29 protein-coding genes and 1 tRNA gene are annotated in these 26,516 nt (G+C 72.2%); 21 read left to right on the top strand and 9 right to left on the bottom strand.

The genetic code is table 11. The features are described from left to right. The first annotated feature begins 51 nt into the window (after positions 1-51). The gene (locus tag ACSMTC_RS18090; RefSeq protein WP_436560733.1) at positions 52-1,005 is read left to right on the top strand and encodes a hypothetical protein; all 954 of its coding nucleotides are present in this window, start codon (positions 52-54) and stop codon (positions 1,003-1,005) included. Positions 1,006-1,065: 60 nt separating this feature from the next. Here ACSMTC_RS18090 and ACSMTC_RS18095 read toward each other — a convergent pair whose 3' ends face one another. Further along, positions 1,066-1,905 carry a hypothetical protein gene (locus ACSMTC_RS18095; RefSeq protein ID WP_436560734.1) on the bottom strand — a complete coding sequence of 280 codons (840 nt, stop codon included), beginning with the start codon at positions 1,903-1,905 and terminating at the stop codon, positions 1,066-1,068. A gap of 205 nt (positions 1,906-2,110) precedes the next feature. Between ACSMTC_RS18095 and ACSMTC_RS18100 the strand changes: the two genes are divergently transcribed. From ACSMTC_RS18100 to ACSMTC_RS18115, 4 genes are all read left to right on the top strand, one after another. Then, complete coding sequence (locus ACSMTC_RS18100; protein ID WP_436560735.1) at positions 2,111-3,385, top strand: MFS transporter; 1,275 nt, start codon at positions 2,111-2,113, stop codon at positions 3,383-3,385. 159 nt (positions 3,386-3,544) lie between these two features. After that, positions 3,545-4,549, top strand: a complete 1,005-nt coding sequence (locus ACSMTC_RS18105) for a permease (RefSeq protein ID WP_436564727.1) — start codon at positions 3,545-3,547, stop codon at positions 4,547-4,549. Further along, positions 4,546-5,310 carry a TIGR03943 family putative permease subunit gene (locus ACSMTC_RS18110; protein WP_436560736.1) on the top strand — a complete coding sequence of 255 codons (765 nt, stop codon included), beginning with the start codon at positions 4,546-4,548 and terminating at the stop codon, positions 5,308-5,310. Before ACSMTC_RS18105 ends, ACSMTC_RS18110 begins: the two co-directional genes overlap by 4 nt. A gap of 149 nt (positions 5,311-5,459) precedes the next feature. Continuing rightward, positions 5,460-6,713: a polysaccharide deacetylase family protein gene (locus tag ACSMTC_RS18115; RefSeq protein ID WP_436560737.1), complete on the top strand. Its 1,254-nt coding sequence runs from the start codon at positions 5,460-5,462 to the stop codon at positions 6,711-6,713. A 27-nt stretch (positions 6,714-6,740) separates the two neighbouring features. On the opposite strand, the gene ACSMTC_RS18120 is transcribed toward ACSMTC_RS18115, so the two are convergent. After that, positions 6,741-8,762, bottom strand: coding sequence for a transglycosylase domain-containing protein (locus ACSMTC_RS18120; RefSeq protein WP_436560738.1), 2,022 nt, complete (start codon positions 8,760-8,762; stop codon positions 6,741-6,743). A 264-nt stretch (positions 8,763-9,026) separates the two neighbouring features. Then, the gene (locus tag ACSMTC_RS18125; protein WP_436560739.1) at positions 9,027-9,239 is read right to left on the bottom strand and encodes a KTSC domain-containing protein; all 213 of its coding nucleotides are present in this window, start codon (positions 9,237-9,239) and stop codon (positions 9,027-9,029) included. A gap of 56 nt (positions 9,240-9,295) precedes the next feature. On the opposite strand from ACSMTC_RS18125, the gene ACSMTC_RS18130 reads away from it, so the two are divergent. Beyond that, positions 9,296-9,976 carry a nucleotidyl transferase AbiEii/AbiGii toxin family protein gene (locus ACSMTC_RS18130; RefSeq protein WP_436560740.1) on the top strand — a complete coding sequence of 227 codons (681 nt, stop codon included), beginning with the start codon at positions 9,296-9,298 and terminating at the stop codon, positions 9,974-9,976. A gap of 42 nt (positions 9,977-10,018) precedes the next feature. Here the strand turns inward: ACSMTC_RS18130 and pyrB are convergent, their stop codons facing one another. Together pyrB and ACSMTC_RS18140 are read right to left on the bottom strand one after the other, a co-directional pair. Beyond that, entirely contained in the window at positions 10,019-11,065 is a 1,047-nt protein-coding gene (gene pyrB / locus ACSMTC_RS18135) for an aspartate carbamoyltransferase (protein WP_436560741.1), read from the bottom strand. 220 nt (positions 11,066-11,285) lie between these two features. Next, positions 11,286-11,807, bottom strand: a complete 522-nt coding sequence (locus tag ACSMTC_RS18140) for a YbhB/YbcL family Raf kinase inhibitor-like protein (protein WP_436560742.1) — start codon at positions 11,805-11,807, stop codon at positions 11,286-11,288. Positions 11,808-11,882: 75 nt separating this feature from the next. Between ACSMTC_RS18140 and ACSMTC_RS18145 the strand changes: the two genes are divergently transcribed. From ACSMTC_RS18145 to ACSMTC_RS18165, 5 genes are all read left to right on the top strand, one after another. Then, positions 11,883-12,647 (top strand): rhomboid family intramembrane serine protease, encoded by a 765-nt coding sequence (locus ACSMTC_RS18145; protein ID WP_436560743.1) that lies wholly within the window; start codon positions 11,883-11,885, stop codon positions 12,645-12,647. Positions 12,648-12,739: 92 nt separating this feature from the next. After that, on the top strand, positions 12,740-13,906 hold the full coding sequence (locus ACSMTC_RS18150) for a hypothetical protein (protein ID WP_436560744.1): 1,167 nt from the start codon (positions 12,740-12,742) through the stop codon (positions 13,904-13,906). A gap of 130 nt (positions 13,907-14,036) precedes the next feature. Next, positions 14,037-14,576, top strand: coding sequence for a hypothetical protein (locus ACSMTC_RS18155; protein ID WP_436560745.1), 540 nt, complete (start codon positions 14,037-14,039; stop codon positions 14,574-14,576). A 223-nt stretch (positions 14,577-14,799) separates the two neighbouring features. After that, positions 14,800-15,096: a type II toxin-antitoxin system VapB family antitoxin gene (locus ACSMTC_RS18160; protein WP_344636837.1), complete on the top strand. Its 297-nt coding sequence runs from the start codon at positions 14,800-14,802 to the stop codon at positions 15,094-15,096. 245 nt (positions 15,097-15,341) lie between these two features. Beyond that, positions 15,342-16,058: a LytR C-terminal domain-containing protein gene (locus ACSMTC_RS18165; RefSeq protein ID WP_436564728.1), complete on the top strand. Its 717-nt coding sequence runs from the start codon at positions 15,342-15,344 to the stop codon at positions 16,056-16,058. 203 nt (positions 16,059-16,261) lie between these two features. Here the strand turns inward: ACSMTC_RS18165 and upp are convergent, their stop codons facing one another. Continuing rightward, entirely contained in the window at positions 16,262-16,897 is a 636-nt protein-coding gene (gene upp, locus ACSMTC_RS18170; RefSeq protein ID WP_436560746.1) for a uracil phosphoribosyltransferase, read from the bottom strand. 117 nt (positions 16,898-17,014) lie between these two features. Here upp and ACSMTC_RS18175 point away from each other — a divergent pair, with 117 nt between their 5' ends. From ACSMTC_RS18175 to ACSMTC_RS18215, 9 genes are all read left to right on the top strand, one after another. Beyond that, the gene (locus ACSMTC_RS18175; protein WP_436560747.1) at positions 17,015-17,242 is read left to right on the top strand and encodes a hypothetical protein; all 228 of its coding nucleotides are present in this window, start codon (positions 17,015-17,017) and stop codon (positions 17,240-17,242) included. A 208-nt stretch (positions 17,243-17,450) separates the two neighbouring features. Next, a complete protein-coding gene (locus ACSMTC_RS18180; RefSeq protein WP_436560748.1) occupies positions 17,451-18,023 on the top strand; it encodes a tRNA adenosine deaminase-associated protein in 573 nt (190 codons plus the stop codon). A gap of 29 nt (positions 18,024-18,052) precedes the next feature. After that, positions 18,053-18,616 (top strand): nucleoside deaminase, encoded by a 564-nt coding sequence (locus ACSMTC_RS18185; RefSeq protein WP_436560749.1) that lies wholly within the window; start codon positions 18,053-18,055, stop codon positions 18,614-18,616. Positions 18,617-18,672: 56 nt separating this feature from the next. After that, a tRNA-Ser gene (locus ACSMTC_RS18190) sits at positions 18,673-18,762 on the top strand. A gap of 119 nt (positions 18,763-18,881) precedes the next feature. Further along, positions 18,882-19,058 carry a hypothetical protein gene (locus tag ACSMTC_RS18195; protein ID WP_436560750.1) on the top strand — a complete coding sequence of 59 codons (177 nt, stop codon included), beginning with the start codon at positions 18,882-18,884 and terminating at the stop codon, positions 19,056-19,058. A gap of 491 nt (positions 19,059-19,549) precedes the next feature. Next, complete coding sequence (locus tag ACSMTC_RS18200; protein WP_436560751.1) at positions 19,550-19,690, top strand: hypothetical protein; 141 nt, start codon at positions 19,550-19,552, stop codon at positions 19,688-19,690. A gap of 100 nt (positions 19,691-19,790) precedes the next feature. Beyond that, positions 19,791-20,084: a Dabb family protein gene (locus ACSMTC_RS18205; protein ID WP_436560752.1), complete on the top strand. Its 294-nt coding sequence runs from the start codon at positions 19,791-19,793 to the stop codon at positions 20,082-20,084. A 255-nt stretch (positions 20,085-20,339) separates the two neighbouring features. Then, positions 20,340-21,182 (top strand): RNA polymerase sigma factor SigF, encoded by an 843-nt coding sequence (locus ACSMTC_RS18210; RefSeq protein ID WP_436560753.1) that lies wholly within the window; start codon positions 20,340-20,342, stop codon positions 21,180-21,182. A 163-nt stretch (positions 21,183-21,345) separates the two neighbouring features. Beyond that, positions 21,346-22,251, top strand: coding sequence for an RNA polymerase sigma factor SigF (locus tag ACSMTC_RS18215; protein ID WP_436560754.1), 906 nt, complete (start codon positions 21,346-21,348; stop codon positions 22,249-22,251). Between the two features lie 39 nt (positions 22,252-22,290). On the opposite strand, the gene ACSMTC_RS18220 is transcribed toward ACSMTC_RS18215, so the two are convergent. After that, positions 22,291-23,184 (bottom strand): tyrosine-protein phosphatase, encoded by an 894-nt coding sequence (locus tag ACSMTC_RS18220; protein ID WP_436560755.1) that lies wholly within the window; start codon positions 23,182-23,184, stop codon positions 22,291-22,293. Positions 23,185-23,619: 435 nt separating this feature from the next. Further along, entirely contained in the window at positions 23,620-23,820 is a 201-nt protein-coding gene (locus ACSMTC_RS18225; RefSeq protein WP_436560756.1) for a hypothetical protein, read from the bottom strand. 175 nt (positions 23,821-23,995) lie between these two features. On the opposite strand from ACSMTC_RS18225, the gene ACSMTC_RS18230 reads away from it, so the two are divergent. Continuing rightward, on the top strand, positions 23,996-24,964 hold the full coding sequence (locus ACSMTC_RS18230; protein WP_436560757.1) for an aldo/keto reductase: 969 nt from the start codon (positions 23,996-23,998) through the stop codon (positions 24,962-24,964). A 92-nt stretch (positions 24,965-25,056) separates the two neighbouring features. Here ACSMTC_RS18230 and ACSMTC_RS18235 read toward each other — a convergent pair whose 3' ends face one another. Then, positions 25,057-26,439, bottom strand: coding sequence for an SPFH domain-containing protein (locus ACSMTC_RS18235; RefSeq protein ID WP_436560758.1), 1,383 nt, complete (start codon positions 26,437-26,439; stop codon positions 25,057-25,059). Positions 26,440-26,516 lie beyond the last annotated feature (77 nt).

Here is a 26,516-nt window from a genome sequence, read left to right on the forward strand (position 1 = left end):
CGGTGCCGAATCGAGACCCACGCCGCACCCGGCGTGGTGCAGGATGGCCGCATGACGGCTGGGAGCGGTGAACTGGCGGCTGTGAGCGGTGAACCGGCGATGCCGCCGCGGCGGGCACGGCCGGCGGCCGGGGCCCGGGTGGAGGCGGTCGAGAGCGCGGCGGAACGGGCTGCCCGCTGGCGGTCCTTCCGGCACTCGCGGAGCGCGCCCGCCCGTCTTCGCCCCGCCTGGCTGGAGGGCCTCGCCGGCAACCCGGCGGCACCCGCCTCGGTCCTGCTGCGGCTGCTGACGGAGGACCCGGCGGAGCGGTCGTGGTCCGCCCTGCTCGACCGGGAACTGCCGCCGGAGGTGGTCACCGCGTGGCTGGCGCACCCGGAGTGGACGGTACGGCGGCGGCTGGTCGAGAGCCGGCACCTCGGCGCCCCGGAGCGGACGCGGCTGCTGGCCGACGCCGAGGGTGCGGACCGGCCGGTCCTCACCCTGCTGACCGCCGCCATGGGCCAGCCGCTCACCGAGGACGGTTACGCGGCTCTGGCGACGGACGCGGATCCGCGCGTCCGGGCCCGGATCGCCCGCCACCCCGAACTGCCCCTGCACCTGCTGGCCGCGCTGGCCGCCGATCCCGACTCCCGGGTCCGGGAGTCGGCCGCCCTGCCGCCCCACCCGCGTCCCGGGGCGCCCGAACCAGCCGGTCCCGAGCCGGAGTCGACCACGGCCGCGGTCGAACTCCGCAGCCTGGACGGGGATCCCGAGATCCGCTACCGGGCGCTTCGGGACAGCAGGCTCTCCCCCGCCTCGGTGGTGCGGCTGCTCGACGACCCGCAGGAGTGGATCCGCGACGCCGCCGCCGGTGACGCCCGGCTCCCGGCCCGTGTGCTGACCACCCTGCTGCACGACCCGGAGACCGCCCGCGCCGCCGCCGGGAACCCCGCCGTACCCGTCAGCGCCATGCACCACCTGCTCGACCGCGTCGGGGTGGCGCACCCGCCGACACCGCCTCGGTAGTCGCGGCCGGCCGTCCCTCCGCCGCGTACGCCACACGGGCACCCCGCACGCGGCGCGCGGTCACCCCGCGCCCCGGCCGCCGCGGGCGCCCGGCCCCGGGGCCGGGCGGAGCCTGCGCAGGGTCCAGCCCCGGCCCCCGGGGTCGAGCGGGCGGGTGGCGGCGGTGAACAGCTCGGCGGCGCGGCGGTAGGAGAGCCGGCCGCGACCGCTCTGCGGGCAGCGGTCGGCGGCGGGTGTGCCAGTGGCCGTCCGGCGGTCGGTGAGCAGCAGCGGGCCGCCGGTACGGCCGACGAGCAGCAGCGGCAGCAGCCGGGCGGTGCCGGCCCCCCAGTGCAGCACCGGCCGGCCGGGGCGGTGCCGGGTGCGGCGACGGGGCAGGTCGAGGTCGTCCACGTCGAGGGAGAGGACGTCCCCGACGGTGCCACCGGTCTCGTGCAGCAGGTGCCAGGTGACCTGTTCGCGCAGCGGGAGGCGGAGCGCGAACAGGGCCCGCAGCTGCTCGGGTCCGAGCGGCTGCGGGCTCGCCACGGCCTCCTCGGCCGGATCCCGCGGGCGCAGCCCGGCCGACGGGTCGGTGCGGATCCACCCCTGGGCGCACCACCACGCCACCGCACCGCGCAGGATGGACAGTTCGCGGTTCAGGGTCCGCGGGTCGGTGTCGGCGGCCCGCCGGGCGAGCGCGGCGGCCAGCCGCTCGGCGGCCCGCGGGCCCTCCAGCACGGCCAGCGGGACGACCGGCGGCCGCGCGCCGCGCCGCGCGCGGCCGACCGGGACCGGACGCTCCACCAGCAGCCAGGCCCAGCTCGCCAGGGCGATCCGGTAGACCCGGTGGGAGCCCGCGCCCAGCCCGGCTGTGGCGAGGTACCGCTCGACGGCGACCGCGTACTCGACAGGTTGCATCCGTTCCCCCTTTTACCGCAGTAAATAACCGACTGACATACACCGCGGAAATCCGGTCGATCGCGCTCTGATCACTGGTCAGAAGCGCTGTGGCACACCATTTACTGCGGCAGTGAGCCACTCTCCCAGAATTGCTCCGCCAGCACTCAACTTTTTCGTCGAAATGCTTGTGGAGCCGACTTCCCCGGCGGCAGACTTGCCGCCCATGGCAACGGAAACCAAGCCGGTGCCGGAGTCGAAACCGACGTTCCGGGACCGTCTCTCAGTGCTGTCCGAACACGACTTCCGCTGGTTCTTCGCCGGCTACACGATCTCGCTGTTCGGCTCTTCGATGGCTCCCGTCGCGGTGGCGTTCGCCGTGCTCGACAGCGGGGGCGGCGGCTCGGAACTGGGCTGGGTGATGGCGGCCAGGATCCTGCCGATCGTGCTGGTGCTGCTGGCGGGCGGGGTCATCGCCGACCGGCTGGGCAGCAAGCGGGTGATGCTGGCGGCGGATCTGCTCCGGCTGGGCACCCAGGCGGTGTTCGCCGCCGTGCTGATGGCCGGGCATCCGCCGGTGTGGGCCATGGTGGCGCTGGTCGGGGTCTGGGGCGTCGGGGAGGGCTTCTTCCTTCCCGGGCTGGGCGCGCTGGTCCCGGAGCTGGTCAGGCGGGAGCGCGGTCTCGCCGATGCCAACACCCTGCTGGGGCTGGCCGGTTCGGTGAGCAAGGTCGCCGGTCCGGCCGCCGCCGGGCTCCTCACGGCCGTCCAGGGACCCGCCTCGGTCCTGATCGTCGACGCGGTCACCTACGGGGTCGGCGCGCTGGCCCTGGCCAGGCTCTCCCTCCCGATGCGCAGGGCGGTGGCGCCCGGCGAGCGGCGGGAGTCCGTCCTGGCCGACCTCGGGCAGGGCTGGGCGGAGTTCCGTTCGCGGACCTGGCTCTGGACCTCCACGGTGCAGATGAGCCTGTTCAACCTGCTGGTCTGGGCGCCCTTCCTGATCCTCGGTCCGCTCACCGCGCAGCAGCGCCTCGGCGGCGCCCGGGCCTGGGGTCTGATCATGGCCTGCTACGGCGCCGGGGCGGTCCTCGGCGGGCTGGCCATGCTCGGCCGCCGGCCGCGCCGGCCGCTGGCGGTGGCCATGCTCTTCGGTATCGGGTGGGCGCTGCCCTCCGCCGCCCTCGCCGCCCGGCTGCCACTCACCGTGACCGCCTTCGCCGCGCTGCTCGCGGGCTGCTTCTCCTCCGTGGTCAGCACCCTCTTCACCACCACGACCCAGCAGAACGTACCGCCCGGGGTACGGGCCCGGATCAGCTCCATCGAGACCCTGGGCGCCTTCGGCCTCGGCCCGGTCGGACTGGCCCTCGCAGGCCCGGTCGCCGCCCGCGTCGGCGCCTCGGCGGTCCTCGGCTTCGGCGCCGGGTGGCAGGTGGTGACGGCCGTCGGCTGCCTGGCCATCCCCTCCGTGCGCAACCTGCGCGGCGGCTCCCGGCCCCGGTGAACCGATCCGATCGGACACGCCGTCATCCGCTTCACCGCCCGCACCGGCGGGCGGCGCGGCCCGCCGGCGCCGCTCCCCCGCCCGGTCAACTGCCGTGAAGAAACGCCCTCTACACTTCGGCGCGTGCTTACCCCGGGCAGCCCGGCTGCCGATCCGACCATCGCGCCCGAGCACCCGCCCGAAGGCGGCCCCACCCCACCGCCGAGCGTCAGACGCCGCGTCGGCTCCCTGGAACTGGTGGTCGCCGGACTGGCGGTACTGCTGCTCGCGCAGCGCCTCGCCGGCGACTGGAGCGCGCCGCCCTGGCTGCAGACCTGGACCACCGTCTTCGTCGCCATCTGCGTCCAGGCGCTGCCCTTCCTCCTCTTCGGGACGGTGCTCTCCGCCACCATCGCGGCCTTCGTCCCGGCCTCCTTCCTGCAGCGCGCGCTGCCGCGCAGCCCGCTGCTCGCGGTACCGGTCGCGGGCGTCGCCGGCGTGGTCCTGCCCGGCTGCGAGTGCGCGTCCGTACCGGTGGCGGACCGGCTGATCGCCCGCGGTGTGGCCCCGGCCGCGGCGCTGGCCTTCCTGCTCTCCTCGCCCGCGATCAATCCGGTGGTGCTCGCCGCGACCGCGGTCGCCTTCCGGGGCCATCCGGAGATGGTGCTGGCCCGGTTCGTGGCCTCGCTGGCGACCGCCGTGGTGATGGGCCTGCTCTGGGCGCGGTTCGGCCGGCCCGAGTGGCTGCGGCCCAGGACCCGGCGCGAAGTGCCTTCGGCCACGGGGAAGTTCGCGGTGTTCCGCTCGACCCTGGAGCACGATCTGCTGCACGCCGGCGGGTTCCTGGTGATCGGCGGGATGACGGCGGCCACCCTCAACGTAGTGGTCCCGCGCCAGGTGCTGAAGGGCGCGGCGGGCCTGCCCGTGGTGTCCGTCCTGGTCCTGGCGCTGCTCGCGGTGGTGCTGGCGGTCTGCTCGGAGGCGGACGCCTTCGTCGCCGCCAGCCTGAGCGTCTTCCCGCCCACCGCCCGGCTGGCCTTCATGGTGGTCGGCCCGATGGTGGACACCAAGCTGATCGCCCTCCAGGCGGGCACCTTCGGGCGGGCGTTCGCGTGGCGGTTCTCGGCCGCCACCTTCCTGGTCGCGATCGCGGCCTCGGCACTGCTCGGGTGGTGGCTGCTGTGAGGCGTGAGGTGCAGGCGATTCTGCTGGTGCTGCTGGGTACGGCACTGCTGCGGATATCGCTCTTCAGCGACAGCTACCTCAGGTACGTCCGGGCGGCCCTCGGGCCGTACCTGGTCGCCACCGGCGGTGTCCTGGTGCTGCTCGGCGTGGCGAGCGCCGTCGCCACCGTACGGGCCCTGCGCGCCGATCCGGACCGGACGCACCCCGAACCGCACGACCACGGGCACGGGCACGACCACGGCCATGGCCACAGCCACCACGGCGGCTCCAGGATCGCCTGGCTGCTCACCCTCCCAGTGCTGGCCATCGTGCTGATCGCGCCGCCCGCCCTGGGCTCGTACACCGCGCAGCGGTCGGAGAGCACGACGGTCAAGCCCGCCGGCACCCAGCCCACCTTCCCCCCGCTGCCCGCCGGGGACCCGCTGACCATGACGCTGGGTTCGTTCGACGTCCGCGCCGTCTGGGACACCGCCGCGCCGCTGCGGGGCCGCCGGGTGAAGCTCACCGGCTTCGTCACGGCCGGGAAGGGCGGCGGCTGGTACCTGACCAGGCTGACCATCAGCTGCTGCGCGGCCGATGCGCTGGCCTCCAAGGTGGAGATCCGCGGCGCGGCCGCCGAGCCCGTCCCGCCGTCGGGCAGTTGGGTGGAGGTGGTCGGGACCTGGCTGCCGGACGGCAAGGAGGCCGAGCCGGACACGATCCCGCTGCTCACGGCCGCCCAGGTGACCCGGGTCCCGGAGCCCAAGGATCCGTACGAGTAGGAACCGACCGGCGGCGGGGGAGCGTGGAACCAACGTACGCTCGCCTGCCGCCGCCTCGACACATAAGAGCCTAAGTGTTCTCATATTCGGGCGGTATGACTGATTTTCAGACCATTATCTAACCGTAATTCGGAGAAACGGGGGCGACGGTGCGGACTGCCCGCGGCGCGGCCGTCCTGCTCGCGGTGGGGGTCGTCGCGGCCCTCGCCCTGGCCACTACGGGAGGCTCCGGCTCCCACGACAGAACGACCGCCGCCGACACCTCGTCCCCGAGCCCGGCACCCGCCCGGAGCGCGGACCCGTCCGGCAGTCCGAGCCCCTCGGCGAGCTGGGACGGCAAGGTGCGAATACTCGGCGACGGCTCCACCTCCGACACCGGTCCGCAGCCCAAGCAGCCCAAGCCCGAGAAGCTGAAACCGGGCGAGAAGCCGCCGCAGTTCGTGGTCTTCTCCTGGGACGGCGCGCTGGAGAACGACGACCACCTGTTCTCCCGCTTCCGCGAGCTGGGCGAGGAGAACAACGCCCAGATGACGTTCTTCCTGAGCGGCATCTACACCGTGCCCAACTCCAAGCGGGCGCTCTACCACCCGCCGCAGCACGACGTCGGCGCGGCCGCCATCGACTTCCCCACCGACGCCCACGTCAAGGAGACCCTGGAGCAGCTGCGCCTGGCCTGGCAGGACGGGGACGAGATCGGCACCCACTTCAACGGCCACTTCTGCGGCGCCAAGGGCGGCGGCGACTGGAGCACGGAGGAGTGGAAGAGCGAGCTCGACCAGGCGATCTCCTTCGTGAACAACTGGAAGACCAACACCGGCTTCACCGACCTCCCGCCGCTGCCCTTCGACTACACCAAGGAGCTGATCGGCGGCCGCGCCCCCTGCCTGGAAGGCCAGAAGACCCTGCTCCCGGCCGAGAAGGCGGTCGGCTTCCGCTACGACGCCAGCTCGCCGGGCGAGTTCCAGGTCTGGCCCTCGAAGAAGGACGGGATCTGGAACTTCCCGCTCCAGATGCTGCCCTACCCGGGCAAGTCGACCCAGGGCCTCTCGATGGACTTCAACTTCCTCGCCAGCCAGTCCGGGGACAGCACCAACGGCGACCCGAAGAAGTACGCCGCCTGGGAGAAGGAGGCCCGCGACAGCTACCTCGCCGGCTTCGAACGGGTCTACAACGGCAGCCGGGCGCCGCTGTTCGTCGGGAACCACTTCGAGACCTGGAACGGCGGCATCTACATGCAGGCCATCGAGGACGTGATGAAGAACGTCTGCAAGCGGGACGGCGTCCGCTGCGTCTCCTTCCGCCAGGTCGCCGACTGGCTGGACGCCCAGGACCCCAAGGTGCTCGACAAGCTGCGCCAGCTGGACCCCGGGCAGCCCGGCGACTGGTCCCGTCTGTCGAAGTGATCCGCCGGACGGGCCCGGCCGGCCGGACTACCGGCCGGCCGCGCCGCCGATCCCCTTCATGTACGAGGTCCAGACCTGGGTCGGCAGCGCGGAATCCGGGGTGTCCGGGCTCGCGCCGCCCAGGCCCTCCAGCGAGAGCAGCTTCATGTCCTTCAGGTCCGCCCGGTAGACCGTGACGGCCGTGGACACCTGGCCGCTGTAGCCGACGAACCAGCCCGCCGTACGGTCCGCGTTGGTACCGGGCGTCCCGGCCAGGCCCGGACCGGCCGCGGCCACCGCCTTGGCGCTCCCGGTGCGGACGGCGCCCTTGAGCGCCGCGTCCACGTCGCCGGCCACCTTCGGGCTCAGCGCCTGGACCGCGCTAGGCAGCCGCAGTTCGATCGGCGCGCCATTGCGGGTGATCTTGCGCACCGAGTACGGGTCGGTGTGCTTGCCGCCGGCGGCGAAGGCGGCGTACGCGTCGGCGGTCCGCACCGCGCTCGGCGTGGAGTTGCCGACGGTGAAGGCTGGCACCAACTCGCCCATGCTGTCCGGGAGCAGGCCCAGATCGGCGGCGGTCTGCTGCACCCGGTCCAGACCCACGTCCATGCCGAGCTGCATCATCGGCCCGCTGACGGACTGCTCCACCGCGGTCCGCAGACTGATCTGGCCCCAGTTCCGCTTGCCGTCGTTGGCGGTCTTCACGATCTGCCCGTCCCGCCCCCAGTACGGCCCCTCCGGGGTCATCACATTGACCCCGTTGTCGCCGTTGTAGACGGTGGTCGGCAGCACCGGCGAGCGGGCAGCGTCCCGCTGGCGCTGCACCCCCTGGCTGAGCCCGGCCGCGTACACCAGCGGGGTGAAGGCCGAACCGACCGGCACGGTGGAGGTGTTGGCGTTGTTGAAGCCCTGCTTCAGATAGTCGGGACCGCCGTAGAGCGCGACGATCCTCCCGTCGGGCGCCACCGAGGCGGCGCCGACCCGGACCAGCTGGTCACTCTGGCGGCTGTCGGGATCGATGCCCTTGGTGGCGTCCTGCACGGCCGCGGCCAGCGCGGTGACCTTCGGCTTCTCGAAGGTGGTGTAGATCTGGTGGCCGCCGAGGTCGAACTGGGCCGGGGTGATGTCGGTGTGGCCCTCCACATAGGTCCTGGCCATGTCCACCATGTACCCGACCTGTCCGCTCAGCCCGGCCGCCTTCGGCTGGGGCCTGGGCTCGGGGAACACCGTGTACTTGGCGCGCTCGGTCGCGGAGAGCTTGCCGATCTTCACCATCCGGTCCAGGGTCCAGGACCACCGGTCCACGGCCCGCTTGCGGTTCTCCGCACCGAGGGCCGGGTCGAACTGCCCCGCCCCCTTCAGCAGGGACGCCAGGAAGGCCCCTTCACTGGGGTTGAGCTGCGAGACGTCCTTGCCGTAGTACGCGGCGGCGGCCCGCTCGATCCCGTAACTGCCGCGCCCGAACCAGCTGGTGTTCAGATAGCCGGCCAGGATGTCCTGCTTGCTCATCCGCTGGTCCAGCTTGATCGATATGACGATCTCGCTCAGCTTGCGGGATATGTCCTGGCGCTGGTTCAGGTAGATGTTCTTCACGTACTGCTGGGTGATGGTCGAACCGCCCTGGGTGTCACCGCCCGAGCCCATCCGGTAGATCGCACGGCTGATGCCCTTGACGGAGATCCCCGGGTCCGAGTAGAAGGTCTCGTTCTCGGCGGCCAGCACGGCCCACTGGACCGACTCCGGCACCCGGCTGAGCGGCACCTCCTGCCGGTTGATCTCCCCGACCCGCGCCATCTCGGTGCCGTCGGCCCAGTAGTAGACGTTGTTCTGCTGGGTGGCGAAGGAGTTCAGGTCGTCCGGCACCTCGGTGGTCACGTAGAACCAGGTCCCCCAACCGGCCAGCACCGTCGTCCCGGCGGCCAGCACCAGGAGCAGCTGGCGCCACGACGGCACCCAGCGGCGGGCCCCGCGCCGCCCTCCGCGCGGGTAGTCCAGCCGTCGCAACGGCCGCCACCGACGCCGCCGTTCGGGCTTCTCCTCCTCGGCCCCGCCACCCTGGTGAGCACGCACAGTCCGGTCTCCGATTCGCTCGTGGGACAGGCTCCCCCGAACACAGAGACGCGACGAGGACCGCACCTCGGTTACCGATACGGGTGTGATCACGGTCATACTCTGCGAAACGGGCCGACAGCGCTCCGCCGTCCGCCGTCACCGGGCTCGCGTGTTGCGCCCGGACCGGCCGGGCGGGAGCGGCGAGAATCGCGGGTGTGGACAACAGCGTTCGGCTCGCGCGGCAGGAGCAGCCAGCCGGAGGAAGGCCCGACCCGGCCGGGGTCAGCCCACCCGGCGGTACTCGTACCGTCCCCTGATCGCCCGGTTGAAGTAGCCGCCCGGGCTGGACGCGCCGAGCAGCTCCCGGTGGACATGCCGGGGCACCCCCGTGTACCGGTAGACGGCGCTGCTCACGAACTCGATCTCCAGTACGTGTGCCCCGGCGTCGTAACCCACCGACCGGAGACAGGAGGAAACGACATGATCACGCACCATCCCTCCATCCTGCGCCCCCTCCTCACCCCGCGCCCGTGCGCCGAGGGGCGCGCGGCATGAGGCTCAACCCGGTGCACGAGCTGCTGCTGGCCGACCTGCTGACGGTCGGCGCACCGTACGCGTTCGCGCTCGGCGGCGGCTGCGCGGTGCTGGTGCACGGCCTGGTGGACCGGCCGGCCGAGGTGCTGGGAGTGGCCACCGAGAGCCCGGTGCCGATGGCGGAGATCGCGGCGGAGGTCGGCGCGGGGCTGGCCGGGTGCGGCTGGACGGTGCGGCGGCTGGAGTCCGGGGCGGTGTCCGCCCGGCTGGCCGTGCGGGATCCGGTGAGCGCGCAGGGGGCCGAGGTCGAGCTGCGCAAGGAGGTGTTCTGGCGCCCGGTGCTGCACACCGGGTACGGCCCGGTGCTGGCGCTGGAGGACGTGGTCGGCACCAGGGTCCGCGCGCTGGCCGACCGGGGCCTGCCCCGCGACCTGGTCGACGTACACGCGGCCGCCGACCGCTGGAGCCACCCCGAACTGGAGGAACTCGGACGCCGGCACACCCGGGGCGCCTTCGACCTCACCGAACTGCAGGCCAGGCTCGCCGGGGCGGACCTGCTCGACGACCGCGAGTTCGCGGTCCTGGGCCTGGACGAGGACGCCCGCACCGGACTCCGTGCCTGGGCCCAGTCCTGGGTCGACGACATCGCCGAACGCCTCATGGAGGAGGCCCCGCTCCAGGACGAGGAGACGGACTGACGGCGAGCACCCCCCGAGGGTGCTCGCCGTCCACGGGGTCCGTCAGTTGCCGGGGTTCCGGTAGAACGGCGCGTCGTCCGGCCCGATGTACTCCGGCCGGTACCAGGTCGACGGACGCATCGCCTTGCGCACCTCCTGGCCCACCCCGAGCACCGAGGCGAACAGCGCCATCCGCATCGGGATGCCGGCGTCGGTCTGCCGGAAGATCGCCAGCCGCGGGTCCCGGTTCAGGTCGGTGCTCAGGTCGTTGGCGCCCGGACGGCTATCGCGCGGCAGCGGGTGCATGATCACCGTGTCCTCGAGGCAGACCCGGTCCACCAGCGCCCGGTCGATCCGGAACTCGTCGCTGTACGGGAGCGGCTTGTCCTTGAAGCGCTCGGTCTGCAGCCGGGTCGCGTAGACCAGGTCGGCGCCCTTGAGGCCGTTGCTCGGCTGGGTGCTCTCCTCGACCCGGTGGCCCCGGCTCGCGACCAGTTCCAGCAGCTCCTGCGGCATCCGCAGCTCGGCCGGGGAGACGCAGGAGATGGTCAGGTTCTCGAAACGGGAGAGCAGCTTGATCAGGGAGTGCACGGTACGGCCGTACTTCAGGTCGCCGACCAGGGCGATCCGGCGGCCGTCCAGGCTCTTGTCCAGGCGGTCGAACTCGCGGTGCAGGGTGAACATGTCGAGCAGCGCCTGGGTCGGGTGCTCACCGGCACCGTTGCCCGCGTTGATCAGCGGGACGTTGGTGGCCGCCGCGAACTCGTTCATCGAGCTGACCTCGGGGTGCCGCATGACCACCAGGTCGCAGTAGCCGCTGACCACCCGCGCGGTGTCGGACAGTGACTCGCCCTTGGAGATGGAGGTCACCTCGGCGCCGGTGGTGCTGGTCACCGCGCCGCCGAGCCGCAGGAACGCGGTCTCGCAGCTCAGCCGGGTACGGGTGCTCGCCTCGAAGAAGAGGCTGGCCATCACCGCGCCCTCCAGCACCCGGGTCACCTGCGCGCCCCGGGCCACCGGCACCAGGACGTCCGCGAGTTCGAAGAGCCGCTCCAGTTCGTCCCGATCGAAGAGATCGCTGGACAGAATGTGCTTCCCGGTCAGTGACATGGCGGCTGTGACTTCCTCGGTAGTGCTGCTCGGCGCCGACAGTGTACTTCCCCGGGACCTGCCGGATCCTGCCGAGCACTTTCCACGCATTTCACTCCGCCGGAAAACCGGGAATTCCCGGCCGCCCCGGCTTCGAATTCCGCGGCGTGAATTCGGGGCGGCCGGAAAACGGACTCGTACCGACCGGCGATGGGGCCCGCGGCTCCCGTGCCGGTCGGCCTCAGCCGGCCGCGTACTCCCCGGTGATCAGGGCGCGCGCGACGGTGTGGAAGGTGATGTTGAAGCCGATCGCCGCCGCCGGGGTGTCCGGGGTGACGTCGAGGGCCGGGACGTCCAGCGCGTGGACCGCGAAGACGTACCGGTGGGCCGGTCCGGGCGGCGGGGCCGCACCGTCGTACTTGTGGCCGGGGAAGTCGTTGCGGCCGTGGAAGGAGGCCTTGCCGGGCAGGGCCTCGTCCGAGGCGCCCGCGCCGCGCGGCAGTTCGGTGGTGTCGGCGGGCAGGTTCAGCGCCAGCCAGTGCCACCAGCCGCTGCCGGTCGGCGCGTCGGGGTCGTAGCAGGTCACGGCGAAGCTCCTGGTGCCGGCCGGGGCGCCGGACCAGGAGAGCTGCGGCGACTCGTTCCCGCCGGCGTAGCTGAAGGCGTCGGCGAGCCTGCCACCGTCCGTCAGATCACGGCTGGTCAGTTCGAACGAGGGGACCTGGGGCAGGAATTCGTACGGCAGAGGCGGACGGACACTCATCGCGGCACCTTCTTCACCTGGCTGGACAGTGAACAACCAGGCAGCAGTGTAGGAGGCGGCCGTACAGTCGAGGGCATGGCCACGGACAGTTCCCCCGCACTCGACCCCGCCCGGATGATCGCCGAGGCTCGGCGGGCGTTCTTCGTGATGTTCGCCCTGCTCTGCGCAGTCTGGGCGGTCCAACTCGCCAACTGGGCCGACGACTACCGCCTCACCCTCGACTACGGCATCGTGGCCCACCGCCCGAGCCGGCTGGCCGACGTCCTCGCCGCACCCTTCATCCATGTCAACTGGCAGCACCTGGAGGGCAATTCCGGCCCCCTCTTCGTCTTCGGCTTCCTCGCCGCGTACCGCGGGGTGAAGAAGTTCCTCGGCCTCACCCTGCTGGTCGCGCTGACCAGCGGCGCGGCGGTCTGGCTGTTCGAGCGCGCTCACGTGGTGACGGTCGGCGCGAGCGGCGTGATCTTCGGGTACTTCGGTTACGTGGTGCTGCGCGGCCTGTTCGACCGGAACCTGATCGACAGCCTGATCGGCCTGGTGATGGGCGCCTCCTTCGCCTACCTCCTGACCACCGCCGTACCCGGCACCCCGGGCGTCAGCTGGCTGGCCCACCTGGGCGGCCTGGTCGGCGGCTTCGCAGGCGCCTGGCTCTTCCGCGACCGGAGCCGCAACCGGGCCTCCGCGGCCACCCCCGCCTCCGCCACCGCTCCCGCCGCCGCACCGGCCGCCACCGCTCCCGCCGCCGCACCGGCCGCCTCCGCACCGGCCGGCGCGCCCGTGCACAGTGCCGACCCCGACCGCGCCCAGCTGCTCAAGGAACTCGACGACCTGGGCTTCTGACCACCTCCACCCGGGCGACTAGGTCTAGACCTATCCCCGGCGGCCCGGTTAGCGTGACGGTCCGTACCGCACCGCCCACCCGGAGCCGCCACGTGGAGTCGTCCGTCCTCGCCTTCGCCACCGACCTGATCGACGAGGGCGCCGACACCTTCTTCGGCAACCTCACCGACCGGGCCGGGGTCGGCGGCGTCACCCTCGCCTCGGTCTACCACGAGGCCCGCGACGTCTTCCCGCACAACCCGCGCCGGGTCGTCCGCTACCTGGAGCCCGGCGCCGCCTACTTCCGCCCGGACCCGGCCCGCTGGGCCGGGCGGCGGCTCACCCCCGTCCCCTCCACCGCCATCGGTGAGCGCGACCCGTTCGCCGAGGCGGCGGCCGAGGCGCGGCGACGCGGCCTCAGGCTGCACGCCTGGACGGTCTTCTGCCACAACGACCACCTCGGCTTCAGCCACCCCGACACCGCCCCCGCCAACGCCTTCGGCGACCGCCACCTGACCGAGCTGTGCCCGGCCAACCCCGAGGTCCGCGAGTACGCGACCACCCTGGTCGGCGAGTTCGCCCGCTACGGCGTGGACGCGATCCGCGCCGAGTCGCTGCACTTCCACGGCCTGCGCCACGGCTACCACCACGAGCGGTACTTCGAGGAGCTGGGCCCGGTCACCGAGGCCCTGCTCGGCATCTGCTTCTGCCCGCACTGCCGGGCGGCCGCCGCCTCGGCCGGCGTCCCGGCCGCCGAGGTCCGGCGGGCCGTGCAGGACGAGCTGCGCGCCCGTCTCGCCGACGAGCGCCGCGCGGCCGAGCCCGCCGCCCTCGACCGGCTGGCCGACGGCGCGCTGGCGGCGTACCTGGACGCGGCCACCCGCTCGGTCACCACACTGGCCGCCGAGGTGACCGAGGCGGCGGCCGGGCACGGGATGCGGCTGACCTTCATGGACGCCGCCGGCCCCGGCAAGGGCTGGCTGTCGGGGATCGACCTGCCCGCCCTCGCCGGCGTGACCCACCGGATCGAGACCCTCGGGTACGAGAGGACCCCGCAGGCCGTCCGCGAGCGGGTCGCCGCCTTCGCTCTGCACGGGGTGCGGCCGGACGACCTGGCGGTGATCCTCCGCCCGATGGCCGAGGACTGCGACGGAGCGGACAACCTGGCCGAGAAACTCGGCGTACTGCGTGAACTCGGCGTCCCCGAGGTCGAGTTCTACAACTACGGTCTGATGCGCCTGTCCTCGCTGGACCGGATCGGCCAGGCCCTGCGCGGCTGAGTGATGACATCCGTCATGCCCGACCGATGACCCACCGGCCTGCCGCCCCCCGCCCACGGGACGACAGAATCGTGCTCACCGGCGAGGCGAACGACGCGAGGCCGGGACCACAGCTTCCGGGGGAACACCAATGAGCAGCACCGCCTCCACCGCCCTGCCGCAGACCGATGCCGAGCAGCCGGTGGCCACCGGGCAGCTTCCCACCGCCGAACCGATCCCCTCCGCCGAACCGATTCCCTCCGCCGAGCCGATCCCCTCCGCCGAGCCGCTGCCGACCGTCGCCGAGATGCGGCTGCCCACCTGGTTCTTCGGCTTCGAGGGCACCCTGGCCGGCGCGTACGACATCCTGCACGCCTTCCCCACGGCCTGGCCCGTACTGCTGGTCCTGCTCGCGACCAACCTCGCCGTCGCGTTCACCGTGATGCGCAAGCGGCTCAAGCTGGCGAAGATGCTCTGGCGCGGCAAGGGCACCCGCAAGGTCGCCTTCATGCTGCTCGGTCTGCGCCTGGGCAGCCACGCCCTGCTGGCGGTGATCGGCATCGCCCTCACCTCGGCCCTGGTGCACGTCCTGTTCGCCCTGGTGATGGCCGCGGTGACCGTCTCCCTGCTCGCCTACACCCAGAAGACCGCCCTGCGCGCCCTGGTCGAGGCCGGCAAGATCACCGCCTGAACCGGATCCGCCCCGCGGCCCGGGTGCCCGTCACGGCACCCGGGCCGCGCGCCGTCCCGACACCCCCGCCGCTCCATCCGTCCTCGAGCAGGGCCGAACGGCCAGAAAGACGACAACCTGGACGGAAGAAACGACGCAAACCACCCGATATCACCTCGCCCCCATCCCCGGGGCCATGTCTCGCCTGCTGCGCCCGCGGGCGGCGTGACGGTAGGCTTTCCGTGTGATCTTCAAGCGCATCGGCAACGGACGGCCGTACCCGGATCACGGCCGGATCAGCACCCGCCAGTGGGCGGACGTCGCGCCGCGTCCGGTGCGGCTGGACCAGCTGGTGACCACCAAGGGGCAGCTGGACCTCGAAACCCTGCTGGCCGAGGACTCCACCTTCTACGGGGACCTTTTCGCCCACGTGGTGAAGTGGCACGGCGACCTCTACCTGGAGGACGGACTGCACCGCGCGGTCCGCGCCGCCCTGCAGCAGCGCCAGGTGCTGCACGCGCGCGTGCTCGAAATGGACTGACCTCGGAAAACCCCGAGGATCGAACGCGAACCGAACGCCGCTGACGCGCGTCCTGACCATCGGTCATCCTCCGGCGTCCAGTCGCTCGGGCCCTTCAGTACATCCTTTCGAGTGTCCACGTACTCCAGATGATGATCATCTAGTACCCCGTGGCCGCTCCGGCACTAGTCTGCTGGGTACGGATCTGTCGCTGGCCGCACCAATCACCGAGCCTGCCCTGGCAAAGGGGGAGACTGACCGTGAGCATGTTGACTCCGCAGGGGTTGAAGGGGAAGCAGTACCGGGTCACCGGTAAGTCCTATCCCCGCCTCGGGCGCCCACCCCGCAAGAGCCGCAAGGTCCTGGCCGTGGTCGGCGCGGCACTCGCGCTCGCCCTGGTCGCACTCGGCGGCGTCCAGCTGGTGGGGATCTTCACCGGCAAGAGGACGCCGAGCGCCCAGGCCTGCGCCTCGCCCGGCGGCAAACCCCTCGCCGCGCCGGCCGCCTCGGGTTCCGCCTCGGGCTCTCCCAGCGCCTCGGGCTCTCCCGCCGCGTCCGCCCCCGGCTCTGCCGCGAGCAGCCCCGCCGCACCGGCCGCGACCAGCACCGCGGTCCCCCAGCCGCAGGCCGTCACCGTGAACGTCTACAACGCCACCGACAAGTCCGGTCTGGCCGCCCGTACGGCGGAGGAACTCAAGAAGCGCGGCTTCACCATCGGCAAGGTCGGCAACGCCCCGACCGCCATCGACCGGAAGCTGCCCGGCACGGTCCAGGTGATCAGCGGCCCGGCCGGCATGGGCGCGGCCACCCTGCTCGGCTCCCAGGCCGCCGGCTCGACCGCCACCACGGACAGCCGGACCGACGCCACGGTCGACTTCGTCATCGGCGACACCTACTCCGCCCTGCTGGAGCCGGCCAAGGCCGCCGCCGCGCTCGAAGCCGCCACCAAGCCCTCCCCCGCCCCGAGCCACGGCAGCTGCTGAAGCGCACCTGGCGCACGGGGTACCGCCCGACCGGCCGTGTGCGCGAGGTGGAACACGATCGCGTCCCGCCGGAACCGGTGAGCCGGTTGCGCTCCCACAACCTGGTGGGAGTGCAACCGGCTCACCGGTTCCCGGTGCGGCGGAGCGGTCTTCCGCTTCGCCCACGGGCTTGATCGAACGGGAGTCCGCGCCCCGTGCGGTTCTCAGCCGGCGGTGCCGTAGAGGCGGTCGCCCGCGTCGCCCAGGCCGGGGACGATGTAGCCGTTCTCGTTGAGGCGCTCGTCGACGGCCGCGGTCACCACGGTGACGGGCATCCCGGCCAGCTCCCGCTCCATCACCTCGACGCCCTCCGGCGCGGCCAGCAGCACCACGGCGGTGACGTCGGTGGCACCCCGCTCGATCAGCATCCGGATCGCCGCGACCAGCGTCCCGCCGGTGGCCAGCATCGGGTCGAGCACGTAGACCTGGCGGCCGGAGAGGTCGTCCGGCATCCGGGTGGCGTAGGTGGACGCCTCCAGCGTCTCCTCGTTGCGGACCATGCCGAGGAAGCCGACCTCGGCGGTGGGCAGCAGCCGGGTCATCCCGTCCAGCATGCCGAGCCCGGCGCGCAGGATCGGCACCACCAGCGGACGCGGGTAGCTCAGCCGGGTGCCGGTGGTGACGGCGACCGGGGTGGTGATCTCCACCTGGTCCGTACGGACGTCCCGGGTGGCCTCGTACGCGAGCAGGGTGACCAGCTCGTCGGTCAGGCGCCGGAAGGTCGGCGAGTCGGTGCGCTCGTCGCGCAGGGTGGAGAGCTTGTGGGCGACCAGCGGATGGTCGACGACGTGGAGACGCATAGTCCGACGATAACGGGCTTCGGCACATACGTACGACTTGCCGCAAACCGGGGCCAATGACGGAACCGAGACCTTTTCCGTGGTATCAACCGAACACTTCTGGGAAGGTCGGACCGTATGAAGAGCAACCCGGCGCGAACATCAGCCGCTCAGGCGGACGACGGGCCCGGCTCGACAGACGAGTCCCAGGCCGCCCCCGAGACCCCGGAAGAGCGCCGCCGACGGCGCGCCGTCTTCCTGCGCGAACTCGCCGAGGCGCGCGAGCTGCGCGAGCGGGTGCAGCCCCGGCGCACCAAGGAGCGCCGGATGCGCGAAGCGATGCGGATGCGAACCTTCCGGACCTGACAGAGACACCGCCGATCTGTCGGCCGTCAGCCAGCCATTCCGACACGACCTGCGAAGACGCGCTGCCGAACACCCCCCGCAGCGGCAGCCTTTCTGTCACGATGCCGGAGAGACGGTCCGAACAACGGACCGCCTCCGGCGCGGGGGCGGCCAGTCCGCGTTCGCCCGAGATCGCCTACAGCCGAGACCAATCTTGGGAGTGTCCCCGGTGGCGTACTTCGCTGCAGTGCTTGCTCGCACCGATGGCGGGTGGGATGTGAGCGAGACAGAACTTGACGAGGTCGAGACCCTGGCCGATCTGGCCGACCTGGCCCGCGAGGCCGCCCAGGACGACGACAGCGTCCTGGTCTTCATCGAACAGGAAGACGCGTGGTTCGCCGTGATCCGGGTGGACGGCGAGGACGACCCGCGGATCTTCGTCTCCGACGGCGCCGCCGCGGCCCGCAGCTCGTACGGCTCGGTGCTCACCGACGAGCTGGTGGACCGGGTCGGCGACGGCGACTTCGACGACGACTTCGACACCCTGGTGGCGGAGCTGGACGACGAGGGCACCGAGAGCGAGGCCGACGAGCGGGAGGAGGACGAGGAGGACGACCAGGACGCCGCCGGGTCCGGCGGGGTGCCGGTCGGCCCGCTCGGCGACCTCGAACTGCTGGCCGACCTCGGGGTCACCTCCGGCGAGCTGGTCGAGCTCAGCGGCGAGGGCTCCGTCCCGGGCGACGCGCTCTCCGAGATCGCCGAGGCGCTCGGCTGCGGCGAGGTCCTGGAGGCGGTGCGGTAACCGCCCCGCCGGTGGCCGACACTGGTCCCATGCAGATCGCTCCCCTCCCGGCCCCCGTACGCCCCGACCCGGTACGCGACCGCTGGACGGACCCGATGCGCCTCGCCATGGCCGAGGCCGCACTGGCCACCGCCGCCGGCGACGTACCGGTCGGGGCGCTCGTCCTGGGCCCCGACGGGACGGTCATCGGGCGCGGCCACAACGAGCGCGAGGCGATCGGCGACCCGACCGCGCACGCCGAGATGGTCGCGATCCGGCAGGCCGCTGAGACTTTGAACACAGCCGCGCGACCGGGATCACCCGGGGCGGCAGCGGAGTGGGACGGCGACGGGCGGCGGCCGGGCGACTGGCGCCTCAGCGGCTGCACCCTGGTGGTCACCCTGGAGCCCTGCACCATGTGCGCGGGCGCGATCGTGCTCTCCCGGCTGGACCGGGTGGTCTACGGCGCCCTGGACGAGAAGGCCGGGGCGACCGGCTCGCTCTTCGACGTGGTCCGCGACCGCCGCCTCAACCACCGCCCCGAGGTCATCCACGGCGTGCTCGCCGAGGACTGCGCCGAGCAGCTGCGCGCCTTCTTCGACACCCAGCGCTGAGGCCCCCTCCGGAACGGATTTCGTTCCTGACGGGACCGTCCGGTAGAGTTCCCCTCGGTAGCGTGTCCGAGCGGCCAAAGGAGCACGCCTCGAAAGCGTGTGTGGGGGCAACTCCACCGTGGGTTCGAATCCCACCGCTACCGCCATGAATTGGCAAAGGGTCCGGATTGAAATCAGTCCGGGCCCTTTGTCATACATCCGTGGGTTCTATGCTGATCCCCGCATCGTCGGCACAGGGCGGGCGTGCACACGGGAGGAACCCGCTATGGAGAGCCAGATCGTTCACAAGGCCGCATTCCTGCTGCACGAGTGCAACGAGCCCGAGCAGGTCGTGGTGGAGCGACTCAAGGAGTACTTCCCCTCGCTGAGCCTGACCGAGCGCGAGCGCTACGTGTCCGAGGCGTGGGACCAGGTGCACGGCCAGGGCGTTCCGGAGGCCTGAGCAGCCGTCGACAGCAGAGCCGGTACGACGGACCGGTGACCGGCGCGACAACGGCTCCGCACTCGTCCGGGGGTGACCACCATGACCCGGGAGTGCGGAGCCGTTGTCGCGACCGCTGTCGGCCTTTCGAAGGGGGGAGCGGTCTCCGGGGGGACGAGTCCGCTCCCCCGGCGGAGTCCCACAACCGGTGCCGCGTCGGGGGGAAGCCGCGGCACCCGGTCCCACAGCGGGGAGCTCCGGATCCGTGCACCGAGGATTCCTGCCAGATCCCCGGTACACCATCCATCGTGCGGCACGGCCGGGCCCCGGGCATCCGGAGAAAGGCCTCTGCCGCCAGGACCTTCGTCCCGCCGGGTGAACGCGTCTCTCACCCGATCGGCCGTCCTGTGGATAAGCTGCCGAGCAGAAAGCGGAGGGGCGCCCGGGGAAGGGCCGGCGGCCCATGGGCAGGGAGGCGGGCCGGGGCGATGGCGCAGGCGAAGAAGATCGGCATGTACCTCCTGCTCATCTTCGTGATCTACACGATCATCACGTCGCCCACCAGGGCGGCGGAACTGGTGCAGACCGGGTTCGTGGGGATCTCGGACGCCGCCAAGGCGGTGGGGACGTTCATGACGGGGCTGGTGAAGTAGCCCGCAGCCCGGGCGACCACCGGGCCCCTGCTCGGCCCGCCGGGCCCCGGCGGGTACGGTGACGGGGTTCGCCCAACCCTCGACCGCTAGGAGCGGCACTGTGATCCGGCACCTGGTCCTCTTCAAGCTCAACGAAGGCGTCGGCAGGGACGACGAGCGCGTGCTCGCCGGGGCCCGGGCCTTCGAGGAGCTCGGCTCGCTGATCCCCGAGCTCCGCCAGTGGGAGTGCGGCTGGAACATCACCGAGCGCGACATCGCCTACGACTACGCGATCAACAGCCTGGTCTCGGACCGCGACACGCTGCAGAGCTACCTCCTCCACGAGGCGCACCAGGCCGCGGCCGCACAGTGGCGCGAGTTCGCCACCTGGGTGATCGCCGACATCGAGGTCTGAGGCCCCGACGGTCACACCGGTCGTACCCGTACGACCCTTCGGCCCCCCGGCTCCCGCGAGCCGGGGGGCCTTCGTGCATCGGCACCCCTCCCGCACGATCCGCCAACACGCCTAAATGTGGTGCTTGCCCGTACTGTGCACTACTTGTGATGCTATGACCGGTTTTGCCGGACCTGGCGAGGTGGTGAGGACGACCCAAGGACCGCGCAGCAGTGGCTCGGACCGGAATAGTCGATCAAGGGAGGGTGACGTTCCGTGCGGACCCAGGACAGCGCGCCGGAGGCCGGCGAGGAGGGGTCACCCGGGTCCTCTGACGGCCGGTCCGGTGCCGGCCGCAGCTCGGTGGACGTCAGGACGCTGACCCGGGTCCTGTTCGAGCGGCTGAGCGAACTGCCGCCGGGTACGCCGGAGCGCGAGCGGGTGCGGGCCGCGCTGATCGAGATCAACATTCCGCTGGTGCGCTACGCCGCGACCCGGTTCCGCAGCCGGAACGAGCCGATGGAGGACATCGTCCAGGTCGGCACCATCGGCCTGATCAACGCGATCGACCGGTTCGACCCGACCCGGGGGGTGCAGTTCCCGACGTACGCACTGCCGACCATCCTCGGCGAGATCAAGCGCTACTTCCGGGACAACGTCCGCACCATGCACGTGCCGCGCCGGCTCCAGGAGCTGTGGGTGCAGGTCAGCGGTGCCATGGAGGAGCTCACGGTGGCGCACGGCCGGGCGCCCAAGGTGCCCGAGATCGCCGCCAATCTACGGATTCCCGAAGAGGACGTCCGGGCCTGCCTGGACGCCGGCCGGGCCTACAACGCCGCCTCACTGGAGGCCGCGCAGGAGCACGAGGGCGGACTCGCCCTGCTGGACCGGCTCGGCTACGAGGACTCCGCACTGGCCGACGTCGAGCACCGGGACATGGTCCGCCACCTGCTGGTCCAACTCCCCGAGCGGGAGCGGCGGATCATCATGCTGCGATTCTTCGCCAATCTGACGCAGTCCCAGATCTCCATCGAGCTGGGCATGTCACAGATGCACGTCTCCCGGCTACTGTCGAGGATCCTGACCCGGCTGCGGACCGGAAACTCCTGGGAGGAGTGAACCGATACCGGCCTGGGGGTTGCTGCGCGTTACTGCGGCGTGACATCTTGCGACGGTCGGGTTTGCCGAGACGCGTGTTCCGGTATGGAGCTGGAGGGCCGCCCAGCCGGGAACTGCCACTCGGTAGCGCCCGTTGTACTGTCAGTCACGAGGGGGTGGGTGCATGTCCGCAGAGCTGGGTGCTGCCGGGGTCCAGGGCACGACGACGGTCGCCGAGATTCCCGTGCCGCACAGCCATACGCCGCCGGTGCCCGAGGCGTCCGGGCCCGCGCCGGAGGCGGTCGGCGCCGCCGTGCCCGAGGGCAGGCCGCTGGACACCCGTACGCTCTCCCGCTCGCTGTTCCAGCGGCTGGCCACCCTGGAGACGGGCAGCGAGGAGCACACCTATGTCCGGGACACCCTGATCGAGCTCAACCTGCCGCTGGTGCGGTACGCCTCGGCCCGGTTCCGCAGCCGGAACGAGCCGATGGAGGACATCGTCCAGGTCGGCACCATCGGGCTGATCAAGGCGATCGACCGGTTCGACCCGGAGCGCGGGGTGGAGTTCCCGACCTTCGCGATGCCGACGGTGGTCGGCGAGATCAAGCGCTTCTTCCGGGACACCAGCTGGTCGGTCCGGGTGCCCCGGCGGCTGCAGGAGCTGCGGCTGGCGCTGACCAAGGCCGGCGACGAGCTCTCCCAGAAGCTGGACCGCTCCCCCACCGTGGCCGAGCTGGCCGCCTTCCTCGGGGTGAGCGAGGAGGACGTGGTCGAGGGCCTGGCGGTCGGGAACGCGTACACCGCGAGCTCGCTGGACTCCACGCCCGGCGAGGAGGAGGGCGAGGGCCCGCTGGCGGACCGGCTCGGCTACGAGGACCTGGCGCTGGAGGGGGTCGAGTACCGGGAGTCGCTGAAGCCGCTGCTGGCCAAGCTGCCGCCGCGGGAGCGGCGGATCATCATGCTGCGCTTCTTCGGCAATCTCACCCAGTCGCAGATCGGCGAGGAGATCGGCATCTCGCAGATGCACGTCTCCCGGCTGCTGACCAAGACGCTGACCCAGCTGCGCGCCGGGCTGATCAGCGAGAGCTGACCGGCCCGGCGGCCGGATCCGCGCCCGGGTGCCCCGCGCTCAGTCGGTGAGGAGGTTGCGGCGCAGGCCGTCCAGGACCTCGTCGTCCAGGCCCAGGCCGTCCCGCCAGAAGTGCTCGAAGGAGTCCCAGCCGGCCTCGACCTCGGCGAAGGCGGTCTCCAGGTAGACCCGCTCGGCCAGGAAGACCGGGAGCAGCAGGCTGGGCTCCTTCATCAGGCCGCGGGTGCCGAAGCTCTCCACGATGTGCTCGATCAGCGCGGCGGAGCGCTCGTTGGTGAGCAGGTAGTCCGCGAAGACCGTGTCGCGGTCGACGCCGAGGGCGGTGAGGGCCAGGGCGGCGACCCAGCCGGTGCGGTCCTTGCCGGCCGAGCAGTGGAAGAGCACCGGCACACCGTCGGGGGCGGCGAGCAGGCGCAGCACGGTGGCGAAACGCTCGCGGGCGCCGGGAGAGGTGACGAACCAGCGGTAGAGGCCGATCATCATCTGCTCGGCCCTGCCGTCGCCGAGGATGGCCCGCTGCCGCTCGGCGTCGCGGTCGGCGAGGGCCTGGCGCATGGCGATGTAGATGTCGAAGTCGGCGGCGAAGATCGGCACGTGGTGCAGGGTCGGGCCGCCCGGCTCGGCCGAGGGTATGGGGTCGAGCAGCATGGACTCGCCCGCCCCGTCGAGCTCGGCGACCGGCAGACCGAGGATCCGGTCGGCCCCGGACTCACGGACCTCGTCCAGGCTGCGCAGGTCGACGACTCGGCGCAGGCCGGCCGCGGCGAGGATCTCCTGGTCCGCTTCGGTGGTCCGGTTCATGGCGTCGGCGCGCAGCGCGACGCCGTACCGGAGGGTGCGGCCGTCCCGGGTCCGGTAGCCACCGAGGTCACGGGCGTTGGCCGCCCCCTTGAGGCCGAGGCTGCGTGCGGTCTCGGTGGTCTGCTGGGTCACGGGCTGTCCTCCGGGGCGCGTTCGCACGGTGAGCGGTACGAGAGCAGGCGTCGGTGTGCTGGGGACGGAGTACGAAAACTCGTACGACCCGATCAGTGTATGGGGCGGCGCCGGGGACGCGCCGGGGCGCGGTACGCCGGCTCCGGGGAGCGGGCCGGGAGCCGGAGAGCTGGTCCGCCGCGGCGGGACGCGGCCCGACGCGGCCGGGGAGCCTGAAGCCGCCGGCGGAGGAGCGGCGCGGCGGATTCGGCTGGTGTGTGCGGCCGGCCCCGTGCACGGGACGGGCCGACCGGTGCCGTACGGGCTGACGGCGCGACAGTTCCGCTGCCGGCGCCGGGCCACGGTCTGAGCTGGATGCCTGGCGGCGGCCCTGCTGGGACCGTCCGCCAGGCATGGGGAACAAGCCGCCGAACCCCGTCCGGCGGCGTCTTGCGGTTACTTGACGGCGAGCCAGATCACCGCGGCGACCACGGCGATCGCCACGACGACGATGCCGACGATCAGACCGGTGCGGTTGCCGTTGGAGGCGCTGCCGTACGTGGACACGGAACCCGGGGCCTGGGGAGCGGGGGTCTCCTCCACGAACGCCCGGAACATCTGGGTGCTGCCGGCGGGGTCGTAGTCGTTGTCAGCCATGGCACGGACTCTAGCCAACCCACGAGGTCAAAGGACACCCCGGACCCCCGGTAGTGAGCATGCCAGGCCCTTCGGAACCGGACTGACGGCCACTCGCCGGGCGCGCGTACGACAAGCTCGTGAAGACTTGGCCGGGTTGGGAGGACAGCGCGTGCCGATCGGGTTGAATCCGGTTATGACCGACAATCACAGTGACGCTCCCCACAGGGTGACCCTCGGCACGTCGGACCTGACCGTCTCCCCGCTGTCGCTCGGCGGGAACGTGTTCGGCTGGACCGCGGACGAGGCGCAGTCGTTCGCAGTGCTCGACGCCTACACGGCCGGCGGCGGCAACTTCGTCGACACCGCCGACGTCTACTCGGCCTGGGTGCCCGGCAACACCGGCGGCGAGTCCGAGACCATCATCGGCAACTGGCTCCGCAGCCGCGGCAACCACGCGGACATCGTGATCGCCACCAAGGTCGGGGCACACCCGGAGGCCAGCGGGCTGAAGGCGGCGAACATCAGGTCCGCCACCGAGGAGTCGCTGCGCCGCCTCGGTGTCGACCACATCGACCTCCTCTACACCCACCGGGACGACCCGGAGGTCCCGGTCGAGGAGTTCATCACCGCGCTGGACGAACTGGTCCGCGCGGGCAAGGTCCGCCACATCGCCGCGTCCAACATCAGCGCCGAACGGCTCACCGAGGCCCTGGAGTTCTCGGCCCGCGAGGGTCTGGCCGCCTATGTGGCCGTCCAGCCGCACTACAACCTGGTCTCCCGCGACACCTACGAGGGCCCGCTGGCCGAGGCCGTCGCGGCCCACGGCCTCTCGGCGGTGCCGTACTTCGCGCTCGCCTCGGGCTTCCTCACCGGCAAGTACCGGCCGGACGGCGGGGCGGTCGAGAGCGCCCGCTCGCAGGGCGCCGCCCGCTACCTGGAGGACCCGCGCGGGCCCAAGGTGCTGGCCGCCCTGGACCAGGTGGCCGAGGCGCACGGCGCCGAGCTCGCCTCGGTCGCGCTGGCCTGGCTCGCCGCCCAGCCGACCGTGGCCGCGCCGATCGCCAGCGCGCGCACGGTCGAGCAACTGCCTCCGCTGCTGGCCGCGGCACGGCTGCGGCTGACGGCGGACGAACTGGCCCTGCTGGACTCCGTCTCGGCCTGACACCGCCGAGACGCCACAGGCTGTGGACAGGCCCCTCGGGATCTGTCCACAGCCTGTGGACGCGGACGGACCTCCCCAGGCCGCGGAAGGAACTACCGGACGGCCGGCCGTGGCACCGAGGCGGTGACCCCCGCGGGGGCCACGAAGGCGACCAGCAGCTGCTCCATCAGCGCGTGGCGCGTCCTCTCGTCCAGCTCGTACGCGGTGGCGAGCTCCAGACGCCGGACCGCGAGCGCGGCCGCCTCGACCGCGTCGTCCACGAGCGCGGTGCGCAGGCCCGCGTCCAGGTCGGCGAGCCGGCGGCGGCGCATGCTCTCGGCGACCTCGGGCGCGTAGTCGAGGGCGAGCGGCTGCACCGAGTACACCTCGATTCCGATCGGGGCGGCCTCGGCGGCCAGGGCCTTGGTCAGCTCGTCGGCGAACCACTGCCCGTCACGCAGCGCGGGACCGGGCATGAGGTCGCTGTCACAGGGAAGCGCGCTGGCGGTACGCGAGAGCACGGCGTGCACCTGCTCGCGCAGGTACATCTCGTGATCGGCGACGGCCAGCGCGGCACGGGCGGTGTCCCTCACCCGCCAGACGATCAGCAGCCTCACCACGATGGGCGTTCCGGTCCGGTCGGTGACCCTGACCGGATCGCTGCGCCAGTGGCGCAGCCGTACGTCGACCACCCGGCGGCGCAGCAGCGGGTTCACCCAGACCAGCCCGGCGCGGCGGACGGTACCCCGGTAGCGGCCCCAGCGGGTGAGCACCCGGCTCTGACCTCCGCCGTTCGCCAGCAGGCCGCAGACGACCGACGCCGCGAGCAGCCAGGCGGCGCAGGCCGCGGCCACCGCACCGACGCCCATCACGATGTGCCCGTCGGCCCGGACGGCGGCGCTGCGCAGATCCGGCAGCACGGGGATCCTCGGCAGGACACCGGTCCGACTGAGCAGCAGGAGCAACGCGGCGACGGAGACGAGCAGCACGAGCAGCGCGATCCAGCCGGGAAGCGAACGGGCACGGTGCTCACGCAGCGCCTGATCGGCCCTGGGCGGGCGGCGGGCCGGATGCGGCTCGGCGGGGACGTCGGGGCGGGCCGGATGCGGCTCACCCTGTGCGTCGGGGCCGGCCATGGCGAGCGCGGCGGGGAGGGCCGGGTGCGTCTCGGTGGGCGCGTCGGGGAGAGCCGGGTGCGTCTCCCTGGGCGCGTCGGGGAAGGCCATGGCGGGCACGGCGGGAAAGGCCGGAGTTGATGTGTCGCGGGTGTCGGGCGGATCGGACGGCTGGACGGGGAGCCCGGGGGCCGGCGGTCTCGGTACGCCGGACGCACCGACGGGCTTCCGGTGCGAGTCGGCGTCGGCGGTCGCCGGGTACCACGCCGGCAGCCGGGTGTCGGCCGCCTCGAGTTCGTCCTCGACCGGCACCGGGGCCGCCTTGGCCAGCGGCCGGGCGACCGCCCCGGCGACGGCCCGACGGAACTGGGTGGCACCCAAAGACAGTTCGGGCCTGGGCTCAGGCCAGGAATCGGGTCGCGTCGAAGAATCGCGGGTGACGTTCATGCACGGATCCT

Source organism: Kitasatospora sp. HPM-01-4, from assembly GCF_051374625.1.
Taxonomy (GTDB): Bacteria; Actinomycetota; Actinomycetes; order Streptomycetales; family Streptomycetaceae; genus Kitasatospora.